Here is a 15,878-nt window from a genome sequence, read left to right as displayed (position 1 = left end):
CAATTGGCCTGAGGCGCTTGAGAAATCGGGCGGTTTTACTGACCGGGATTCAAACTCGACGCACTTTGCCCGACCGCCAGTCCGGCGCGAATCGCGGCCAGTGCGGCTTGATAATAGGCTTTGCCTTCGGGCGACTCGGCGAAGGTCGAGAACTCTTCGAGTTCCGGATCGGAGAGGTCGCGGTAGACATACAGCAGCGTGTTATTGAGATCAGCGCTGATCTGCGCCATCAGGCGTTCGCGCTGGCCTTCGAGCATGCCTTGCGCCTGACCGCCGCCCAACAGACCGGGAATCATCTGGCTCAGACTGTCGGCGGCAACGCCGGCGATAGCCAGGCTGACTTCCGCCCCCGCCTGCCTGGCAGGCAGCGCCTGGGCGAGGTGGCCGATCAGCAACTGACGCGTTGCATCCGCTTCGATATGAGGCAGACCCTGCGCATGCTTGGCCAACTGGTCGGCGCGGGTAGCAGTCAGCTCTGCATTGACGATCTTGCGGCCCAGTGGCGATTGAAAGAATTGCAGTGCCGGGCTCGGATCCTTGAGGCCTTCGCGCAGGCGCTTTGACGCGCGCTGGTCCATGGCCTGGGGGGCGAAGCGCTGATTGCTGTTATTGACCAGCGCCTGATAAACAGCGGGCGGCAGGTTGTTGCTGTAGCGCTGTTGGGCAGCCTTGAGAGCATCGTTGAAATGCGCGCGCTGTTCCGGCCAGCCTGCAGCTTTATACAACTGATCGTAGCTGTCTGCCCAGGCAGGTGAGGTGCAGAACATCAACAGCAAAACAAACAAACGACGCATTGGGGACTCCTGTCGGCAGGCCGCTATTCTCCGGGTGTTGGCGGGGACTTGTCGAGTTATGAGTGCCTTTGGCGAATGAAATCTCCCGCGTGTGATACGGCATGTATACGCCTCTGTCGGATTTCATGGCTTATGGATACTATGCACGCCATGCACATACCCTCTGACCATCCACTGCTGCTTCGAATCGTCGACGACCTGGCCGCCAACGGCTGGTCGCAGCAGAATATTTTCCTGCCCGAAGCTCTGACTCTGGAACTTGAGCAAGAGTGCCGAAAACGTGCTGCCGAAGGCGAGCTCGAACCTGCCGCTATTGGCAAAGGGCCGGCGCAGGAAATACGCGAAGGCATTCGTGGTGATCGCATCCAGTGGCTTGAAGCAGGGCAGGTGCAATGCGGCGACAGTTATCTGCACCTGATGGAAAGCTTGCGTCAGGCGCTCAATCGCGGCCTTTTCCTGGGACTGGAAGACTACGAAAGCCATTTTGCGCTGTATCCTCCCGGCGCTCGCTACCTCAGGCATGTGGATCGTTTCCGCGATGATGATAAGCGCGTGGTGTCGGCGGTGCTCTACCTCAATAATGCCTGGCTGCCCGAGCATGGTGGTCAGTTGCGCATGTACCTCAAGGGGGATGTCGCTTACGACGTCCAGCCTACAGGTGGCTGCCTGGTGGTTTTTCTGTCCGGTGATATTCCCCACGAAGTCATGCCCGCCAGCCGAGACCGACTGTCATTGACGGGCTGGTTCAGACGCCGAGGCAATGAGCTGTTCCAGTGACGTTTATGGCGCGATCATGAAAACTGTTTCATGAATGCGGTGAGCCATTAAGCCAGACTGCGGTCTATCGTGAGCATTCCTGAACCGACGGATTTGTTGTGTGAGGGTCGACTTACTTCAACTGGAGCCGGAGCAATCATGAAGTCCTTATTTTCTGGAACGATGGTCGCGGGCCTGTTGCTCAGCGCATCCATGCTGGTCAACGCCGCCGATATGCCACGCACCGCATCCCCTGAAGGGGCCGAGGTGTACATCATCTCGCCCAAGGATGGTGAAACCGTCACTTCACCGTTCAAAGTGCAATTCGGTCTTAAAGGCATGGGCGTTGCGCCGGCAGGTGTGGATGTTCCCGAGACCGGTCACCATCATCTGCTGATCGACGTGAAGGACCAGCCAGCGATGGATGCTCCGCTGCCGGTCAGTGACAACATCCGCCACTTCGGCAAAGGCCAGACCGAGACCGAAATCAACCTGCCACCGGGCCAGCACACACTGCAGTTGCTGATGGGCGACAAAGGCCATATGCCGCTGAACCCTTCGGTCGAGTCGAAGAAGATCACCATCAATGTGAAGTAGGTGTGTCAGCGAGGTGGGGAGCCGGGCGTCACGAAAAGGCATTCGGGAGCACTGGGCTTTCAGGCTTCTGCCCAAAGGGCGTGGGAGCTTCAGGAGGTTACGACGGCTGCGATGGGCTGCGAAGCGGCCCTGAAACCTGCTACCTCCGGTGTGTCTGATGTTTGCTGCCGGTTCCCGGCAGTTCGCGGACAAGTCCGCTCCCACACAATCTAAGCGTCGCCCGGTCCGCTCCCACGCCCTTTGGGCAGAATCAGAAGCAGACTTAGTGGGGCGGTATTAAAACAACACGCGGCTGCGGATGGTGCCTTTGATCTGTTGCAGCTTGGCCTGGGCGAGGTCCGAGTATTCGGCGTCGACGTCGATGACCACGTAACCGACCTTCTCGTTGGTCTGCAGGAACTGACCGGAGATGTTGATGCCGTTCTCGGCGAAGACCTTGTTGATCTCGCTGAGCACGCCCGGGATGTTCTCGTGGATGTGCAGCAGGCGGTGCTTGCCAGGGTGAGCCGGCAGGGCAACTTCCGGGAAGTTGACCGAGGACACCGACGTACCGTTGTCGCTGTACTTGACCAGCTTTTCCGCCACTTCCAGACCGATATTGGCCTGCGCCTCGGCAGTCGAACCACCGATGTGCGGCGTCAGGATCACGTTGTCCAGACCACGCAGCGGGCTTTCGAAGATGTCGTCGTTCGAGCGTGGCTCTACCGGGAACACATCGATGGCCGCGCCGATCAGGTGCTTGTCCTTGATCGCGTCAGCGAGGGCATCCAGCTGGACAACGGTGCCGCGTGCCGCGTTGATCAGGATGCTGCCCTTCTTCATCGCGCGAATTTCTTTTTCGCCGATCATCCACTGGGTTTCCGAGGTTTCCGGCACATGCAGGGTCACGATGTCGGACATGCCCAGCAGTTCGTTCAGGCTGGACACCTGGGTGGCGTTGCCCAGTGGCAGCTTGGTCAGGGTGTCGTAGAAATACACCTGCATGCCCAGGCCTTCGGCCAGAACCGACAGTTGGGTACCGATCGAGCCGTAACCGATGATGCCCAGCTTCTTGCCGCGGATTTCGAAGGAATTGGCCGCGCTCTTGATCCAGCCGCCACGGTGGCAGGAAGCATTCTTTTCGGGGATGCCTCGCAGCAGCAGGATCGCTTCGGCCAGCACCAGCTCGGCCACCGAACGGGTATTGGAGTAGGGCGCATTGAACACCGCAATACCGCGCTCGCGCGCTGCATTGAGGTCAACCTGGTTGGTGCCGATGCAGAAGCAGCCGACTGCAACCAGTTTTTTGGCGCAATCGAACAGCTCTTCGGTCAACTGAGTGCGTGAGCGAATACCGATGAAGTGCGCATCGGCGATCTTTTCTTTCAGTTCGGCTTCCGGCAGAGACTTGGTGTGGTACTCGATGCTGGTATAGCCGGCTGCCTTGAGGACGTCGACAGCGGACTGATGGACGCCTTCGAGAAGAAGGAACTTGATCTTGCTCTTGTCGAGGGAAGTCTTGCTCATCTGCGTAAACCTGTGTCCCGAAGAAAATTGGCAGGGGGTGCCCGGTTCGGCTCTGGGCACGACTCACGGGGGGCGTATGCTAGCATATGAGCCCCGCGAAACCTCATCCCGTAACGTGAACCGTTCTCAGGATGCCCATGAATTGTTCGAGAGTTGAGTCCATGACCGATCGCGCTTTGATTGATGAGCTGCAGACCGTGGTTGACACCGGCAAGGTGCTGACCGATGCCGATTCTCTGCAGACTTACGGCAAGGACTGGACCAGGCAATTCACCCCTGCGCCGCTGGCCATCGTGTTTCCGAAGACCACCGAACAGATACAGGCCATCGTACGCTGGGCCAATGAACGGCTCGTGGCGCTGGTGCCATCCGGGGGACGAACCGGGCTGTCTGCAGCAGCGGTGGCAGCCAACGGTGAAGTGGTCGTGTCGTTCGATCACATGAATCAGGTGCTGGAGTTGAATCTGACCGATCGAACGGCGGTCTGCCAGCCTGGCGTGATCACTCGACAGTTGCAGGCCCTGGCCGAAGACAACGGCCTTTATTACCCGGTCGATTTCGCCTCTTCGGGCTCCAGCCAGATTGGTGGCAACATCGGTACCAACGCAGGCGGTATCAAGGTCATTCGCTACGGCATGACGCGCAATTGGGTCGCGGGCCTTAAAGTGGTCACCGGCAAGGGCGACCTGCTGGAGTTGAACAAGGACCTGATCAAGAACGCTACCGGCTACGACTTGCGTCAGCTGTTCATCGGGGCGGAGGGTACGCTGGGTTTTGTCGTCGAAGCCACTATGCGCCTCGACCGTGCGCCGAAAAACCTCACCGCAATGGTGCTGGGCACCTCGGACTTCAACTCGATCATGCCGGTGTTGCATGCCTTTCACGGCAAGCTCGACCTGACCGCTTTCGAGTTCTTTTCCGACAAATCCTTCGCCCGTGTCATGGCGCGCGGTGATGTACCGTCGCCCTTCGACACGCCATGCCCGTTCTATGTGCTGCTGGAGTTCGAAGCAACCACCGAGGACCTGGCCGATCAGGCGCTGGCGACCTTCGAGCACTGCGTCGAGCAGGGTTGGGTGCTCGACGGTGTGATGAGCCAGAGCGAACAGCAACTACGCAATCTGTGGAAACTACGCGAGTACATCTCCGAAACCATCTCGCACTTCACCCCGTACAAGAACGATATTTCCGTCACCGTTTCGAAAGTGCCGGAATTTCTGGCCGAAATCGACGCCATCGTCGCTGAACACTACCCGGATTTTGAAGTGCTGTGGTACGGCCATATTGGCGACGGCAACCTGCACTTGAACATCCTCAAGCCCGAAAGCCTCGACAAGGCTGAGTTCTTCTTCAAATGTGCGCAGGTCAACAAGTGGGTGTTCGAGACAGTGGAAAAATACAACGGCTCGATTTCCGCCGAGCACGGGGTCGGGATGACCAAGCGCGACTATTTGACGTACAGTCGCTCGCCGGTTGAAATCGAATACATGAAAGCGTTGAAAGCGGTGTTCGACCCTAATGGCATCATGAATCCGGGGAAAATATTCGCCGTTTGATGCCTGTTGGATCGCACACCGGGATGCCAACACAGCCACGCCACACTTACCAGACCCAGGAGACGTCATGAGCTACCAGCACAAATATGTCGATGGCACCAACATCCACTTCCCGCTGGGCAAAGTGGTCTGCATTGGCCGTAACTACGCCGAGCACGCCAAGGAGCTGGGCAACCCGGTGCCTACCGAACCGCTGTTGTTCATGAAGCCCGGCAGTGCGGTGGTTGCGCTGGAAGGAGGGTTCACCATCCCGGCAGATCGCGGCTCGGTGCATTACGAAGCCGAGATCGTGGTGTTGATCGGAAAGCCTTTGAGCAAAAACCCTTCACGTGAAGAAGTGCTCGACGCTATCAGTGGCTTCGCGCCCGGCCTGGACCTGACCCTGCGCGATGTCCAGTCGCGTCTGCGTGAGAAAGGTCTGCCATGGGAGCTGGCCAAATGCTTCGACGGTGCTGCGGTGATCCCGCCGTTCGTTCCCGCCGAGACCTTTCCTGACCTGACCGACATCGGCATCCGCCTGACCATCAACGGCAAGGTGGTTCAGGATGGCAACAGCAACCTGATGCTCAACCCGATTGTGCCGATGATCCAGCACATGGCTGCCAACTTCTCGTTGCAGGCCGGTGACCTCATCATGACCGGCACCCCTGCGGGCGTAGGCCCGTTTGAAGCCGGTGACGAAATCGTCCTGGAGCTGGTCGGGCAGACGCCGTTCAGCAGCGTCGTTCGTTAAGCGCATACCCGCCTCATGCTTCATCCAGAGCCACGCGGGTCATTCCCGGGTGGCTTTTGTTTATCCGGTGGTTGATAGTTCAGTCCGTTTTGCGTTTTTTTCACACCTGCTCTGGATAATCCCGCCGACCTGCGCGGGTGCGCACTCGCGGACGCCCAGTTGTTACGAACCGTTGTCACGAAGTCCAATTTGCTCAGGAACACTTGAATGGCCATTCCTGCCTCAACGCCGCCTCGCGCCAAAAAACGCTTTGCCTTTATACGAAACATGCGCTGGTATTCGTGGCTGTTACTGGTTGCCCTGATGGGCTATGGCCTGGCGTTCGCAATGCACTGGGATGATCGTGCCTTGCTGTGGTTTCAGGAAAGATTCGAGAGCAAGGCGGGTCGTCACGCCAGTATCTGGCTGCCGGACTATCATGTAGATATCGATGCCAAGGTGTTGTCGGGCATGGAAAAGGACGAAGCTTCGGATCTTTCCTACAACCCGCTTACCAAAACGTTGTTTGCGGTCATGGGCAAGAATGCATTTCTGGTGGAGCTGACGCTCACAGGCGATGTGCTGCGCAAGATCCCTCTGGTGGGCTGGAGCAATCCGGAAGGGGTTGCAGTCATGAACGACGGGCTGATGGCGATTACCGACGAGCGTCAACACATGTTGACCATCGTCAAGGTGACCGCCGATACCACCAGCCTGAACATTGCGGATTTTCCCCAGTACGATCTGGGCAAGTCTGCGAACCAGAACAAGGGTTTTGAAGGCATTGCCTGGGACCCGCGTCGTCAACAGTTGATACTGGGGGAAGAGCGTCCGCCGGCATTGTTTATCTGGCAAAGCAACGGCAGTGACGTGCTGAAAGGTGACAAGCAGCAACTTCCGAGTCGTGCGCTGGACATGCGCAACCTGTCCTCGCTGAGCATCGACCCGCGCACAGGTCATATGCTTGCGCTTTCGGCCGACTCTCATCTGTTGCTGGAAGTCGACGAACAGGGCGAGCAGGTGAGCTTCATGACCCTGCTGGGCGGCATGAATGGCTTGAAGGATACGATCCCACGTGCCGAAGGTGTTGCGCTGGACGAAGCCGGTACGTTGTACATGGTCAGCGAACCGAACCTGTTCTATTCGTTTCACAGGACGCTTCGCAAGCACTGAGCCAGGACGGCAGATACGTCAATAGCCGATACACATTCGGCAAAAATATAGCACCATGCCATTAAGCTTGCTTTCAGAATGGCGTGGTATCAATGCCGCCCGCTCAACCTGCCGAGTCACCTCAATGCGCCGCTCCATCCGCTCTTTATTCCTGCTTGTCGTCCTTGTTCCGTTGGTTGTGCTGTTCATGCGCGCCAATGAGCGCTACCGCTACGTGGAGCGCGTATTGTTCGACTGGCAAGTGTTCTGGCAGTCCGACTCGCTTCAGGCCATTGGTCTTGATCAGTATCGTGCTGTGACAGAAGAGCAGGTTATCAAGGGGCTTGAGGATGATGTCTCGGGCCTGAGCTACGACCCGTACCGCAAGAGCCTGTTCACGGTGACCAACCAGAATCCTGAACTGGTCGAACTCAGCCTGGATGGTCGTGTGCTGCGACGTATTCCGCTGGTGGGGTTTGGCGATGCAGAGGCCGTTGAATACATCAGCCCCGGCGTTTACGTCATCAGTGATGAGCGTCAACTGCGGCTGATTCAGATTCATGTGGATGACAACACCAAAAGTCTGAACGCCGCCGATGCCGAGCAACTGACGCTGGGGCTGACGACCAGTGGCAATAAAGGCTACGAAGGTCTGGCCTATGACTCGCGCGGCAAGCGCCTGTTTGTCGCCCGCGAGCGCGATCCTGTGCAAATCATCGAGGTGCGCGGCTTTCCCAGAGTCAATGCCGATGCACCGGGTAATCTCCAGGTGATCACTGACGGCAAACGTGATGGCAAGCTTTCCGTGCGCGATCTGTCCAGTCTGCAGTTCGATGAGGCGAGCGGCCACCTGCTGGCGCTGTCCGATGAGTCGAAACGCATCCTGGAACTCGATACCACTGGCCGGCCGATTGGCAGTGGTTCGCTGAAAAAAGGCGACATGGGCTTGAGCAGGAGCGTGCCACAGGCCGAAGGCATGGCCATGGACGACGAAGGAACGCTGTATCTGGTCAGCGAGCCGAACCTGTTTTATGTGTTCCGCAGGCCTTGAGTCTTTGAGGCACATGCCCACCTTGCGTGGGCATGTGCGATTTTATAAGCGTGTCAGGGTCTTCACGCCTTCAGCGGTACCCAGCAGCAGCAGGTCGGCCGGGCGGGCGGCGAACAGGCCGTTGGTGACTACGCCGACAATGGCGTTGATCTGTGCTTCCAGTTCCACCGGGTTGGTGATGCTCATGTTGTGCACGTCGATGATGATATTGCCGTTGTCGGTCAGGACGCCTTCACGATAAACCGGGTCGCCGCCCAGCTTCACCAATTGCCGGGCAACGTGACTGCGGGCCATCGGGATAACCTCGACCGGCAGCGGAAAGGCGCCCAGCACCGGCACCAGCTTGCTGCCGTCGGCGATGCAGATAAAGGTTTTGGCCACGGCCGCAACGATTTTTTCGCGAGTCAGCGCTGCGCCGCCGCCCTTGATCAGGTTCAAGTGCTCGTCGCTTTCATCAGCGCCGTCGACATAAAACTCCAGATCGCTGACCGTGTTCAGCTCATAGACCGGAATGCCATGACCCTTGAGACGCGCTGCCGTGGCTTCCGAGCTGGCAACCGCGCCGTCGAATGCTGCCTTGTGCCTGGCCAGTGCATCGATGAAGCAGTTGGCCGTGGAGCCGGTGCCGACGCCCACAATGCTTTTGTCATCGAGCTTGGGGAGGATAAAGTCGACAGCTGCCTGGGCGACTGCCTGTTTGAGTTGATCCTGGGTCATGCGGGCTCCACGGTGCCTGGTGTAGATAGAAGAGGGGGTGCAAAAAGGCCCGCATTATAGCGGCGACTGCGTTGCAAAGCCCTGTCATTCGTATGGTCGTCTTTCGGCACGCAGGGTAGACTTCCCGGCCTTGCCCGCTTCGTCAGTGATGCCACCCCGATGCTTGAACAGTACGTCAAGAAAATCCTCACCTCCCGCGTGTATGACGTGGCCATCGAAACCCCGCTGCAGGGTGCTCGCCAACTGTCCGGGCGGCTGGGCAATCAGGTGTTGCTCAAGCGCGAAGACCTGCAGCCGGTGTTCTCGTTCAAGATTCGCGGGGCGTACAACAAGCTGGCGCAACTGACCCCACAAGAGGCCGCATGCGGCGTGGTCACCGCTTCGGCGGGCAACCACGCGCAGGGCCTGGCGCTGGCAGCGCGTGAACTGGGCATTCTGGCCACCATCGTCATGCCGCGCACCACCCCGGAAATCAAGGTCGAGGGCGTGCGCTCACGAGGTGCCACAGTGGTGCTGCACGGCGATTCATTCCCCGAAGCGCTGGCTTACTCGCTGAAACTGGTCGATGAGCAGGGCTTCGTTTACATCCATCCCTATGACGATCCCGACACGATTGCCGGGCAAGGCACCGTGGCGATGGAAATCCTTCGTCAGCAGCCGGGCCGCCTGGACGCCATTTTCGTGCCGGTCGGTGGCGGCGGTCTGATTGCCGGTATCGCGGCTTACGTCAAATACCTGCGCCCGGAAATCAAGGTGATTGGTGTCGAACCGGACGATTCCAATTGCCTGCAGGCCGCAATGGCCGCAGGTGAGCGCGTGGTGTTGAGCCAGGTCGGTCTGTTTGCCGATGGCGTGGCGGTGGCGCAGATCGGCCATCACACCTTTGAGGTGTGCCGTCATTATGTCGATGAAGTGATCACCGTCAGCACCGACGAGATTTGCGCTGCGATCAAGGATATCTACGACGACACCCGCTCGATCACCGAGCCTGCGGGCGCGCTGGGCGTGGCCGGGATCAAGAAATACGTCGAACAGCGCGGCATCAGCGGCCAGACGCTGGTGGCGATCGACTCCGGGGCCAACGTCAACTTTGACCGCCTGCGTCACGTTGCCGAGCGCGCCGAGCTGGGCGAAGGCCGCGAAGCGATCATTGCCGTGACCATCCCCGAGCAACCGGGCAGCTTCAAGGCGTTCTGCGAAGCCATCGGCAAGCGCCAGATCACCGAATTCAACTACCGCTACCACACCGACCGTGAAGCCCACATTTTCGTCGGCGTGCAGACCCATCCGGAGAACGACCCGCGCAGCGCGCTGATCACCAGCCTGACCGGCCAGGGTTTTCCGGTGCTGGACCTGACCGACAATGAACTGGCCAAACTGCACATCCGTCACATGGTCGGCGGGCATGCCGAGCGCGTCGACGATGAGGTGGTGCTGCGTTTCGAGTTCCCTGAGCGGCCGGGCGCGCTGTTCAACTTTCTCAACCGCCTGGGCGGGCGCTGGACCATCTCGATGTTCCATTACCGCAACCACGGCGCAGCCGATGGCCGCGTGGTTGCCGGGCTGGTCGTGCCCGAAGAGGAACGGCATCTGGTGGGGGCGGCGCTGGACGAGATTGGTTACCCGTACTGGGACGAGAGCGAGAACCCGGCGTACCGGTTGTTTTTGGGCTGACGTTAGACGCAGAGCAGGCTTCTGCCTGCAGGGCGTCGCCCGGTCCGTACACATAACGCGCTTCTGCCCGGAGGGCATGGGAGCGGACTTGTCCGCGAAGGGCTGCGAAGCGGCCCTGATACCGGTAACCTCGGTTGCGTCTGAAGTACCGTGTGTACCGGTCTTGCTGCCGGTTCCCGGCAGTTCGCGGACAAGTCCGCTCCCACACAAGCGAAGCGTCGCCCGGTCCGCTTCTACATTCTGATCCAAGAGGAGCACCCCGTAATGGAACCCATCACCACCCTCAATACCCTGCACATCGCCGCCATCGCGTTGTTGCTGATCAGCGCTCTGGTGTTGGCCAGCGGGGTGGTGAAGGTGCGCCTTGAAGGCGACACGACCGTGCAGAATCGCCTGCTCAAGCGGCCATTGCTGTTTTTCTGGGTGCTGATGGCCGTGTGTCTGGCAACGCTGCCGTTCAGCGGCTGGTGGCTGGTGCATCTGAAAGGCTTGTCGCTGGGCCAGACCTGGGTGCTGGGCAGCAGTGTGCTTTACACCCTGGGTCTATGCAGTTGGGTGTGGCTGGTGGCCAGGCTCAACCGCTTGCGCCTCGGTGCCAAGGGCGGCAAGCGAGGCTTTACCCTGGCGCTGACCGTGATCAGTGTCGTGTGCTTTGTGGCGATGGCCGGTCTGATGGGCTTCAAACCGGCCTGAACGGTGCCAGTATTCAGTTGCGCAGGGTAATCACCGGCCAGCCACGACGTCCGGCTTCGGCGCGCAATTTGTCGTCTGGATCGACCGCAACAGGGTTGGCTACCTGCTCCAGCAACGGCAGATCGTTCATCGAGTCGCTGTAGAAGTAGCTGTCCTCAAGGCTGAATGCATTGTCTTCCAGCCACTGATCAAGGCGTGTCACCTTGCCTTCACGGAAGCAAGGCACACCTGTAGTGCGGCCTGTGTAGCGTCCGTCAGCCATTTCGCACTCGGTGGCCAGCAGCGTATCAATCCCCAACCGCGCCACGATAGGAGCCGTCACAAAGCGGTTGGTGGCGGTAATCACCACCAGCTTGTCGCCGGCCTCGCGGTGTTTGTCGATCAATTCCAGTGCCTTGGGCAGCATGATCGGTTCGATGCAGTCGCGCATGAACTCGCGATGCCACTGCTCGAGCTGCGCCATGTCAGTGTTGCCCAGAATCTCCAGGGTGAAATTCAGGTAGTCGGTCATGTTCAGCGTACCGGCCAGGTAATCCTGATAGAACTCGTCATTGCGGGCTTTGTAGGTGGTGGCATCAAGGATCCCTCGCTGGCACAGATAATCGCCCCAGGCGTGATCGCTGTCGCCGCCCAGAAGCGTGTTGTCGAGGTCGAATAAAGCCAGGCGCATAGGGTTACTCGCTGAAATAGTTGAAAAAAGAGCCCCAGAATACGAGGTTTTCACAAGTCTTCACATAAGGTGATAAGCCTCGTTGCTGGTTTGATCGCCTTTGTGGAACAATGCGGCGACATGCGTTTGCGAGGTTGTTGCCGTGATCGACCCCGATGGTTTCCGTCCTAATGTCGGGATTATTCTGACAAACGATGCTGGTCAGGTCCTATGGGCTCGGCGTATTAACCAGGATGCCTGGCAGTTTCCTCAGGGTGGTATCAACCCGCAGGAGACGCCGGAAGACGCGCTTTATCGTGAATTGAACGAAGAAGTCGGGCTGGAACGACACGATGTGCAAATACTTGCCTGCACTCGAGGCTGGTTGCGCTATCGTCTGCCGCAACGCCTGGTCCGTACGCACAGCCAGCCGCTGTGTATCGGCCAGAAGCAAAAATGGTTTCTCCTGCGCCTGATCTCCAACGAGCAGCGGGTGCGGATGGATTTGACCGGTAAACCGGAGTTCGATGGCTGGCGCTGGGTCAGTTATTGGTATCCGTTAGGCCAGGTGGTGACATTCAAGCGCGAGGTGTATCGACGCGCACTCAAAGAGCTTGCCCCGCGCCTGTTATCGCGCGACTGACACGGAGTTCGACCCCGAGCCATGCTCAATACGCTGCGCAAGATCGTCCAGGAAGTTAACTCCGCCAAGGATCTCAAGGCGGCGTTGGGCATTATTGTGTTACGCGTCAAGGAGGCCATGGGCAGCCAGGTCTGCTCGGTCTACCTGCTCGATGCCGAGGTCAACCGCTTTGTACTGATGGCCTCCGAGGGCCTCAACAAGCGCTCCATCGGTAAAGTCAGCATGGCACCGAATGAAGGCCTCGTCGGTCTGGTCGGTACACGCGAAGAACCGCTGAACCTCGAAAACGCTGCAGATCACCCTCGTTATCGTTATTTCGCCGAGACCGGGGAAGAGCGTTATGCCTCGTTTCTGGGCGCGCCGATCATCCACCACCGTCGTGTGGTCGGCGTGTTGGTGATCCAGCAAAAGGAGCGCCGCCAGTTCGACGAGGGCGAAGAAGCCTTCCTCGTGACCATGAGCGCGCAACTGGCGGGCGTTATCGCGCATGCCGAAGCGACCGGCTCGATTCGCGGTCTGGGTCGCCAGGGCAAGGGCATTCAGGAAGCCAAGTTCGTGGGTGTTGCCGGTTCGCCAGGGGCGGCAGTCGGTGTGGCGGTGGTCATGCTGCCGCCTGCCGATCTGGAAGTGGTACCGGACAAGACCGTCACTGATATCGCCGCCGAGCTGGCGTTATTCCAGAACGCGCTGGAAGGTGTGCGCAATGACATGCGCACCCTGTCAGCCAAACTCGCTACCCAGTTGCGCCCCGAAGAGCGGGCGCTGTTCGACGTCTACCTGATGATGCTCGATGACGCCTCGCTGGGCAGCGAAGTGACCGATGTCATCAAGACCGGCCAATGGGCGCAGGGAGCCTTGCGCTCGGTGGTCAGCGAGCACGTCAAACGTTTCGAACTGATGGACGATGCCTACCTGCGCGAGCGGGCTTCGGACGTCAAGGACCTGGGCCGACGTTTGCTGGCTTATCTTCAGGAGGCGCGGCAGCAGGCACTGGTCTATCCCGACAACACGATCCTGGTCAGCGAAGAGCTGACCCCGGCCATGCTGGGCGAGGTGCCGGAAGGCAAGCTGGTCGGTCTGGTGTCGGTTCAGGGTTCCGGCAACTCCCATGTTGCGATTCTGGCGCGGGCCATGGGCATTCCCACGGTCATGGGGTTGGTGGACTTCCCTTACTCCAAGGTCGATGGCATCGATCTGGTGGTTGACGGTTATCACGGCGAAGTCTTTACCAACCCCAGCGAAATCATGCGCAAGCAGTTCGGCAAGGTGGTGGAGGAGGAACGTCAGCTCTCGCAAGGCCTGGATGCCCTGCGCGAACTGCCTTGTGTGACCCTCGACGGCCATCGCATGCCGCTGTGGGTCAATACCGGTCTGCTCGCTGACGTCGCACGCGCGCAGCAGCGCGGTGCTGAAGGGGTAGGGCTGTACCGCACTGAAGTGCCGTTCATGATCAATCAGCGTTTCCCGAGTGAAAAGGAACAGCTGGCCATTTATCGCGAGCAACTGGCCGCCTTCCATCCGCTGCCGGTGACCATGCGCAGCCTGGATATCGGCGGCGACAAGTCGCTGTCTTATTTCCCGATCAAGGAAGACAACCCGTTTCTGGGCTGGCGCGGTATCCGCGTCACCCTCGACCACCCGGAAATCTTTCTGGTCCAGACCCGCGCCATGCTCAAGGCCAGCGAGGGCCTGAACAACCTGCGCATTCTGCTGCCGATGATCTCCAGCACCCACGAAGTGGAAGAAGCATTGCACCTGATCCACCGGGCCTGGGGTGAGGTGCGCGACGAAGGCACCGACGTGCCGATGCCGCCGGTGGGCGTGATGATCGAAGTGCCTGCGGCGGTCTACCAGACCCGCGATCTGGCACGTCAGGTGGATTTCCTTTCGGTGGGTTCCAACGACCTGACCCAATACCTGCTGGCGGTCGACCGCAACAACCCGCGTGTGGCCGACCTTTATGACTACCTGCACCCGGCTGTGCTCCAGGCCCTGCAAAGCGTGGTGCGTGATGCACATGCCGAGGGCAAGCCGGTGAGCATCTGCGGCGAGATGGCCGGTGACCCGGCTGCCGCCGTGCTGTTGATGGCAATGGGCTTTGACAGTTTGTCGATGAACGCCACCAACCTGCCGAAAGTGAAGTGGATGCTGCGCCAGATCAACCTCAGCAAGGCCAAGGAACTGCTCGCGCAATTGATGACCAACGACAACCCGCAAGTCATCAGCAGCTCCCTGCAACTGGCCCTGAAAAACCTCGGCCTGTCGCGGATGATCAACCCGAGCTCGGTCAAAGGGCACTAAGCGCCACGACAGTCAGAGATTATCGTTCCTCACGCTCCAGCGTGGGGATGCCGTGAGTGACGCTCCGCGTCACAAGTCCGCGCAACATCGCATGCTCAAGACCGTACGGCTGGACACATCAGGCGCATCTTTTTTCACTTCGTTCAGGCGGCTTCCATCGGTCGCCGCTAGAGCATCCTGCCGGGCTCCGGTAACATGCGCGCCTGATTCAGTCGCTCGCAAGGGCGTTCCAATTGAGGAGTCGCAATGCTGCCTTACCCGCAGATTGACCCGGTAGCTGTCGCTATCGGCCCGCTGCAAATTCACTGGTACGGTTTGATGTACCTGGTCGGCATCGGCGGTGCCTGGCTGCTCGCGTCGCGTCGTCTGAACAAGTTCGACCCGACCTGGACCAAGGAAAAGCTCTCCGACCTTATTTTCTGGCTGGCCATGGGCGTGATCGTCGGTGGGCGGTTGGGTTATGTGTTGTTTTACGATCTGTCGGCGTACATCGCCAATCCGCTATTGATCTTCGAGGTCTGGAAGGGCGGCATGGCCTTCCACGGCGGCTTTGTCGGCGTGATGATCGCGGCCTGGTGGTTCGGCAAGCGCAACGGCAAGAGCTTCTTCCAGTTGATGGACTTCGTCGCCCCGCTGGTGCCGATCGGCCTGGGAGCCGGGCGTATCGGCAATTTCATCAATGCCGAGCTGTGGGGCAAGCCGACCGATGTGCCGTGGGCGATGGTCTTTCCGCCGTTCAGCGACCCTGCGCAGCTGGCGCGCCACCCGTCGCAGCTGTATCAGTTCGCGCTGGAAGGCGTCGCGCTGTTCATCATCCTCAATCTGTACGCCCGCAAACCACGCCCTACCATGGCCGTTTCCGGCATGTTCGCGCTGTTTTACGGCATTTTCCGCTTTGTGGTCGAGTTCGTCCGCGTACCTGATGCCCAGCTTGGCTATCTGGCGTGGGGTTGGGTCACCATGGGCCAGGTGCTTAGTCTGCCGATGATCATCGCCGGTCTGTTCCTGATCTGGCTGGCCTACAAGCGCGATCCGGCGGCTGCCAAGGCAGCGGTTTAATACCGAAACGCCGGGTGT

At 59.4% G+C, this 15,878-nt stretch carries 15 protein-coding genes; 11 read left to right on the top strand and 4 right to left on the bottom strand.

Annotated elements, in window-relative coordinates:
- Positions 1-35: 35 nt before the first annotated feature.
- Complete coding sequence (locus tag MME58_RS24835; protein ID WP_054987249.1) at positions 36-794, bottom strand: DUF2059 domain-containing protein; 759 nt, start codon at positions 792-794, stop codon at positions 36-38.
- Positions 795-935: 141 nt separating this feature from the next.
- Between MME58_RS24835 and MME58_RS24830 the strand changes: the two genes are divergently transcribed.
- Complete coding sequence (locus MME58_RS24830; protein WP_054987248.1) at positions 936-1,571, top strand: 2OG-Fe(II) oxygenase; 636 nt, start codon at positions 936-938, stop codon at positions 1,569-1,571.
- Positions 1,572-1,709: 138 nt separating this feature from the next.
- Positions 1,710-2,147 (top strand): DUF4399 domain-containing protein, encoded by a 438-nt coding sequence (locus MME58_RS24825; protein WP_054987247.1) that lies wholly within the window; start codon positions 1,710-1,712, stop codon positions 2,145-2,147.
- Between the two features lie 276 nt (positions 2,148-2,423).
- Here the strand turns inward: MME58_RS24825 and serA are convergent, their stop codons facing one another.
- Positions 2,424-3,653: a phosphoglycerate dehydrogenase gene (gene serA / locus MME58_RS24820; protein ID WP_055006176.1), complete on the bottom strand. Its 1,230-nt coding sequence runs from the start codon at positions 3,651-3,653 to the stop codon at positions 2,424-2,426.
- 161 nt (positions 3,654-3,814) lie between these two features.
- Here serA and MME58_RS24815 point away from each other — a divergent pair, with 161 nt between their 5' ends.
- The 4 genes from MME58_RS24815 (at position 3,815) to MME58_RS24800 (ending at position 8,124) form a co-directional block, all read left to right on the top strand.
- Positions 3,815-5,209 (top strand): FAD-binding oxidoreductase, encoded by a 1,395-nt coding sequence (locus MME58_RS24815; RefSeq protein WP_055006175.1) that lies wholly within the window; start codon positions 3,815-3,817, stop codon positions 5,207-5,209.
- 67 nt (positions 5,210-5,276) lie between these two features.
- Positions 5,277-5,942, top strand: a complete 666-nt coding sequence (locus tag MME58_RS24810) for a fumarylacetoacetate hydrolase family protein (RefSeq protein ID WP_054985102.1) — start codon at positions 5,277-5,279, stop codon at positions 5,940-5,942.
- A 207-nt stretch (positions 5,943-6,149) separates the two neighbouring features.
- Positions 6,150-7,094: an SdiA-regulated domain-containing protein gene (locus tag MME58_RS24805; protein WP_054985101.1), complete on the top strand. Its 945-nt coding sequence runs from the start codon at positions 6,150-6,152 to the stop codon at positions 7,092-7,094.
- A gap of 124 nt (positions 7,095-7,218) precedes the next feature.
- On the top strand, positions 7,219-8,124 hold the full coding sequence (locus tag MME58_RS24800) for an SdiA-regulated domain-containing protein (RefSeq protein ID WP_055006174.1): 906 nt from the start codon (positions 7,219-7,221) through the stop codon (positions 8,122-8,124).
- Positions 8,125-8,166: 42 nt separating this feature from the next.
- Here MME58_RS24800 and rpiA read toward each other — a convergent pair whose 3' ends face one another.
- Entirely contained in the window at positions 8,167-8,841 is a 675-nt protein-coding gene (gene rpiA, locus MME58_RS24795; RefSeq protein WP_055006173.1) for a ribose-5-phosphate isomerase RpiA, read from the bottom strand.
- Positions 8,842-9,000: 159 nt separating this feature from the next.
- Between rpiA and ilvA the strand changes: the two genes are divergently transcribed.
- Complete coding sequence (ilvA, locus tag MME58_RS24790) at positions 9,001-10,515, top strand: threonine ammonia-lyase, biosynthetic (RefSeq protein ID WP_055011026.1); 1,515 nt, start codon at positions 9,001-9,003, stop codon at positions 10,513-10,515.
- 264 nt (positions 10,516-10,779) lie between these two features.
- Positions 10,780-11,208, top strand: a complete 429-nt coding sequence (locus MME58_RS24785) for a DUF2269 family protein (protein ID WP_054984336.1) — start codon at positions 10,780-10,782, stop codon at positions 11,206-11,208.
- A gap of 13 nt (positions 11,209-11,221) precedes the next feature.
- On the opposite strand, the gene MME58_RS24780 is transcribed toward MME58_RS24785, so the two are convergent.
- Complete coding sequence (locus MME58_RS24780; protein ID WP_054984337.1) at positions 11,222-11,878, bottom strand: histidinol-phosphatase; 657 nt, start codon at positions 11,876-11,878, stop codon at positions 11,222-11,224.
- Between the two features lie 142 nt (positions 11,879-12,020).
- On the opposite strand from MME58_RS24780, the gene MME58_RS24775 reads away from it, so the two are divergent.
- The 3 genes from MME58_RS24775 to lgt all read left to right on the top strand — a co-directional run bounded on the left by MME58_RS24775 (position 12,021) and on the right by lgt (position 15,860).
- Positions 12,021-12,500 (top strand): RNA pyrophosphohydrolase, encoded by a 480-nt coding sequence (locus MME58_RS24775; protein ID WP_002555745.1) that lies wholly within the window; start codon positions 12,021-12,023, stop codon positions 12,498-12,500.
- 21 nt (positions 12,501-12,521) lie between these two features.
- Positions 12,522-14,801 (top strand): phosphoenolpyruvate--protein phosphotransferase, encoded by a 2,280-nt coding sequence (ptsP, locus tag MME58_RS24770; protein WP_002555744.1) that lies wholly within the window; start codon positions 12,522-12,524, stop codon positions 14,799-14,801.
- Between the two features lie 246 nt (positions 14,802-15,047).
- The gene (gene lgt, locus MME58_RS24765) at positions 15,048-15,860 is read left to right on the top strand and encodes a prolipoprotein diacylglyceryl transferase (RefSeq protein ID WP_054984338.1); all 813 of its coding nucleotides are present in this window, start codon (positions 15,048-15,050) and stop codon (positions 15,858-15,860) included.
- The last annotated feature ends 18 nt before the right edge of the window (positions 15,861-15,878 follow it).

Source organism: Pseudomonas syringae pv. tagetis (assembly GCF_022557255.1).
Lineage (GTDB): Bacteria > Pseudomonadota > Gammaproteobacteria > Pseudomonadales > Pseudomonadaceae > Aquipseudomonas > Aquipseudomonas caricapapayae.
The sequence above is the reverse complement of the archived record's forward strand: the minus strand, read 5'-3'. Positions and strand labels throughout refer to the sequence as shown.

Excerpts from the sequence above, each read along its gene's own strand:
- MME58_RS24835 (WP_054987249.1), bottom strand. The coding sequence starts at position 794 with ATGCGTCGTTTGTTTGTTTTGCTGTTGATGTTCTGCACCTCACCTGCC.
- MME58_RS24825 (WP_054987247.1), top strand. The coding sequence starts at position 1,710 with ATGAAGTCCTTATTTTCTGGAACGATGGTCGCGGGCCTGTTGCTCAGC.
- rpiA (WP_055006173.1), bottom strand. The coding sequence starts at position 8,841 with ATGACCCAGGATCAACTCAAACAGGCAGTCGCCCAGGCAGCTGTCGAC.
- MME58_RS24815 (WP_055006175.1), top strand. The coding sequence starts at position 3,815 with ATGACCGATCGCGCTTTGATTGATGAGCTGCAGACCGTGGTTGACACC.
- MME58_RS24810 (WP_054985102.1), top strand. The coding sequence starts at position 5,277 with ATGAGCTACCAGCACAAATATGTCGATGGCACCAACATCCACTTCCCG.
- MME58_RS24805 (WP_054985101.1), top strand. The coding sequence starts at position 6,150 with ATGGCCATTCCTGCCTCAACGCCGCCTCGCGCCAAAAAACGCTTTGCC.
- lgt (WP_054984338.1), top strand. The coding sequence starts at position 15,048 with ATGCTGCCTTACCCGCAGATTGACCCGGTAGCTGTCGCTATCGGCCCG.
- MME58_RS24830 (WP_054987248.1), top strand. The coding sequence starts at position 936 with ATGCACGCCATGCACATACCCTCTGACCATCCACTGCTGCTTCGAATC.
- ptsP (WP_002555744.1), top strand. The coding sequence starts at position 12,522 with ATGCTCAATACGCTGCGCAAGATCGTCCAGGAAGTTAACTCCGCCAAG.
- MME58_RS24800 (WP_055006174.1), top strand. The coding sequence starts at position 7,219 with ATGCGCCGCTCCATCCGCTCTTTATTCCTGCTTGTCGTCCTTGTTCCG.
- MME58_RS24780 (WP_054984337.1), bottom strand. The coding sequence starts at position 11,878 with ATGCGCCTGGCTTTATTCGACCTCGACAACACGCTTCTGGGCGGCGAC.
- serA (WP_055006176.1), bottom strand. The coding sequence starts at position 3,653 with ATGAGCAAGACTTCCCTCGACAAGAGCAAGATCAAGTTCCTTCTTCTC.
- ilvA (WP_055011026.1), top strand. The coding sequence starts at position 9,001 with ATGCTTGAACAGTACGTCAAGAAAATCCTCACCTCCCGCGTGTATGAC.
- MME58_RS24785 (WP_054984336.1), top strand. The coding sequence starts at position 10,780 with ATGGAACCCATCACCACCCTCAATACCCTGCACATCGCCGCCATCGCG.